Annotated in this window: 3 protein-coding genes, 1 tRNA gene and 1 pseudogene; 1 reads left to right on the forward strand and 4 read right to left on the reverse strand. The window is 68.6% G+C overall.

The genetic code is table 11. The features are described 5' to 3' along the window. On the reverse strand, nucleotides 1-228 hold a 228-nt coding region (locus tag ACWGI8_RS41475; RefSeq protein WP_453668626.1), incomplete at its 3' end, for a hypothetical protein. A gap of 287 nt (nucleotides 229-515) precedes the next feature. Here ACWGI8_RS41475 and ACWGI8_RS41480 point away from each other — a divergent pair. After that, the gene (locus ACWGI8_RS41480) at nucleotides 516-1,775 is read left to right on the forward strand and encodes a recombinase family protein (protein ID WP_453668627.1); all 1,260 of its coding nucleotides are present in this window, start codon (nucleotides 516-518) and stop codon (nucleotides 1,773-1,775) included. 35 nt (nucleotides 1,776-1,810) lie between these two features. Here ACWGI8_RS41480 and ACWGI8_RS41485 read toward each other — a convergent pair. The 3 genes and pseudogenes from ACWGI8_RS41485 to ACWGI8_RS41495 form a co-directional block, all read right to left on the reverse strand. Beyond that, nucleotides 1,811-1,895: transfer RNA gene (locus ACWGI8_RS41485), tRNA-Leu, on the reverse strand. Nucleotides 1,896-2,374: 479 nt separating this feature from the next. Next, nucleotides 2,375-2,800, reverse strand: a pseudogene (locus tag ACWGI8_RS41490) (aldehyde dehydrogenase family protein); the annotation flags it as partial. Between the two features lie 54 nt (nucleotides 2,801-2,854). Beyond that, complete coding sequence (locus ACWGI8_RS41495) at nucleotides 2,855-3,496, reverse strand: HAD family acid phosphatase (RefSeq protein ID WP_453668628.1); 642 nt, start codon at nucleotides 3,494-3,496, stop codon at nucleotides 2,855-2,857. Nucleotides 3,497-3,634: the final 138 nt, after the last annotated feature.

The following is a 3,634-nucleotide window of genomic DNA, read 5'->3' on the forward strand; positions in this document are numbered from 1 at the left end:
GAACGCCGTCGAAGCCATCGAGGTCTGCGAACGCGTAACCGGCCCCGACTGGTGCTCCGGCCGGAAGAACGCGTAGGCCCGCGGAGCGCCCGCGGGGCGAGACTCGCTCAGAAGCTGTGTCACCACGCACCTACCGCTGAGCACCTGCAGGGTCGGCACGTTCGTCGCCTTCACCACCTGGCTCAATGAGGTGGTGAAGGCCACCCCGAACACGATCGAGCGCCGCATCACCGGTGTCACCGCCGAGGCCCACAAGCGGAAGCATCCGGTGCCCAAGGAGGCGACCGAGGCGGTGCGCCCTCGCTGTTGGCAGCGATCACCGATCCCAGCGACCCGCCGCCCTTGACGGTGCTCTCGCTCGAACCCGAGCTGTACGCAGCAACGGGCATCACCCCGCTTATAACCAGTTCGGCAACACCTTCCCCGTGTTCGTGCACTTCCGCATCCCGTTGTGGGTGCCGGAGGCCGGTGGCCCGATCGACCCGGACAACGAGGCGCATGATCTCGTGATGTCCGTGTTCGGCGGCATGAGTAAGGGAGAGCGCAACCGCATCAAGATCCGGGTACGGACCGCCATGAGCTCCCAGGCCCAGCTCCAGGGACGCTACCTCGGCGGACGCCCGCCTTACGGGTATCGGATCGCCGACGCCGGGCCGCACCCGAACCCCGGAAAGGCTGCCGCTGGCCAGCGCATCCACAAACTCGAACTCGATCCCGTCGCCGCGCCCGTCGTACGTAGGATCTTCCGCCTCTACCTGGACGGCCTGAGCGACAAGGCGATCGCCGCCCGCCTCAGCCGCGAAGGAGTCCCCTGCCCCTCGGCTCACGATCCGGGCCGCAACCCCCACCGGGTGAAAGTCGCCTGGCAGCAGGGCGCAGTGAGAGCCATCCTCATCAACCCCCGCTACACCAGCTACGAGGTCTGGAACAAACAACGCAAGGAAGAGCACCTCTACGACGTCGACGACGTCACCCTCGGACACCGCACCCGCATGACGCACAACCCCTCCGACCAATGGGTCTGGTCCAACGAACCCGCGCACGAGGCCATCGTCACCACGAAACTCTTCGAAGCCGTACAAACAACCCGCAGCCAGCGCGCCCGAGCCCACCAGCGGCAAGAACGCCCGGGCCGGGAACGCGGGCAACGGGCCTACCCCCTGCGGGGGCGGGTGCGGTGCGCGCTGTGCGGGCGGAAGATGCAGCCCGCCACCATCCGCAACAGCGTCTACTACCGGTGCGAATTCAAGGACCAGGAAGCCACGCTCCACCCCGGGCTCGACCACCCGCGCACCGTCAACCTGCGCGAAGACGTCGTGTGCCAGGCGCTGGATTCGTGGATCGCCCGGGCCTTCACACCCGACCGGCTCACCACCACCATCACCGCACTCAGCCACGCGAGCATCGCGGCAAGCACCGCAGAGATGCACACACCCGAGCAGGCTCAAGCACGCCAGGCAAACAAGGAAAGCGAGCGGCGCCTCACCCGCTACCAGGCCGCACTCGAAGCCGGCGCCGACCCAGCCGTCGTCACCCAGTGGATCAACGAGGCACAACGAGACAAAGAAGCGGCGCAAAACAAGCTCGACACGCTACCCCCTGTCACCCAGAAGACGGAGCCACAGCTCACCGCCGACCAGATCCGGGCGATGACCGAGAGACTCGGAGACATCGCACAACGCATCCACGCCGCCGACGCCGAGAAGAAAGGCCCGCTCTACGAAGCCTGGGCATCACCATCAGCTACGAAAACGCCACGAGGACCGCGACCGTAAGGTCGAGGCCCTCGCTTCCGTATCGTTATAGCGAGTGTCCGAGGGGGGACTTGAACCCCCACGCCCGATAAAGGGCACTAGCACCTCAAGCTAGCGCGTCTGCCATTCCGCCACCCGGACTAGGTGTTTTCGCCACTCGCGGGGTGTTCCCCGCGGCGACATGGATAACTCTACCAGGGGTTCAAGGTGCCCCTGAACCGCATTTCGCGTGGTCAGTGGGGTGGCGGGGCGCCGGCGGCCCTGCTCGCACCGAGTCTGTCGGCGCCACCACATAGGGAGTACGGAACGCGAGCATTCGCTTACGCGGCGTGCCGAATCGCCCGCCGAGCGGGGGTTCGCGCCGGAGCCCGCCCGGCAGGGAATCGACTAGGGCCCTGTCCGGCGGACCAGGCTGGAGCCCGGCAACCGGACGGGCCCTGGGGCATCGGCTCGGCGCGTTGAGCTGGTAGTCGGGGGGGTGCCCGGTGGCCGCTCGCCCGCCCCACCCTCGGTGACCGCCTTCACGAGCAGCTCGCCGCCCACGAACGCTCCCCGCCAGGATGCTCCGAAGCTGCCGAAGAGCTCCTCGCGGTCGCCGCGCGAGCGCGGCTTTCCGCGTCCCAGCGGACGCCGTCGATCGCCCGGTCGACGTCGGCCTGGGCGAGCCGCCACGGTTCGCCGATCTCGTGGACGAGGAGGAGGGAGAGCAGTTCGCGGTGCTCGGTGAGGGCGTCGAGGGTGGCGGCGACACGGGCGCGCCGTTCGGCGAGTGGGATGTGCCGCCAGGCGCGGTGCTGGTCGAGGGAGGCGCGGACGGCCTGGTGCGCGGTGGCGGCATCGAGGCGGGGCGGGCCGGCGATCGGGCCGCCGTCGACTGCGAGGGCGCGTTCGTCCTGGCGGGTTCGATCTCGCTGTTCGCGGGCTGCGTGGCCCTGTTCCCGTATCCGTCGGGGCGGCCACGGGCGCGCCGGATTCCGGCCGATCCGCAGCCGATCAGCCGGGACTTCGCCTGATCGGTGCTCCGGCGGGCCGGCGGCCGACGAGATGGCCGGCAGGTGGCCGCGCGACTGGGGATCCGGTCTCCGCGGCCACCCGGCCTTTCAGGACAGCTGACCGTCGTAGTCGGGCAGCTTGAACGTCCGCTCGGCGTGACCGCCCACCAGGTCGGTGGCGCTGTTGCCGATATTGGCGATGATCTTGTAGCCCTTGGCTTCGATCTCCGCGCGCTTCCCGGTCTTGTAGGCGCTGACCTCATGGAACAGGTCGGGCAGATCCCGCACGTACAGACCGTCGACCGGGTAGCCGGCCTTCTTCAGGTTCCAGTCGGTGAGCGAGTAGATGATGCCGGGGCGGGCGGTGACGAAGAAGATGGCGACGCCGCGGGAGTCGGCGAAGCGGACGAGGTCGCGGACCTGCCCGACCGCGGGGGTCGGCAGCTCCCAGAAGGGGTGGAAGTCGGTCTCGAGCGAGGTGTTGTCGATGTCGAGGACGATCGCCTGCTTCTCGCCGGAGGGCTGCGCGGTCCGCTGCTCGATGTACGGGCGGGCGACGGCGACGACGGCTGCCACATCACGCTGCCAGGTCGCGTAGTCGACGTCAGCCGCCTGTGCGGTGGCGACCGCCGCACGGGGCTGGTTCACCGTCGTCGCCGGGGTCGCGGCCGACGCCACCGGGGTGGCCGTGACGAGGGCCGCGGCGGCGAGCACCGCCGCCGTTGCAGTCCTCCAACTGCGTGCATGCATGGGGGGTCTCCTGGGTTGCGGGTGGTCGGGGAGAGCCACTCGTTTCACGTACGAACGAAAGGCCTTGGCATGATCACGTTCAATGATGTACGGAATGCAACATTCCCGTAACTGGTCAGCAGAGGAAAGGCCGGAGAC

The organism is Streptomyces sp. NPDC054841, from assembly GCF_053611045.1.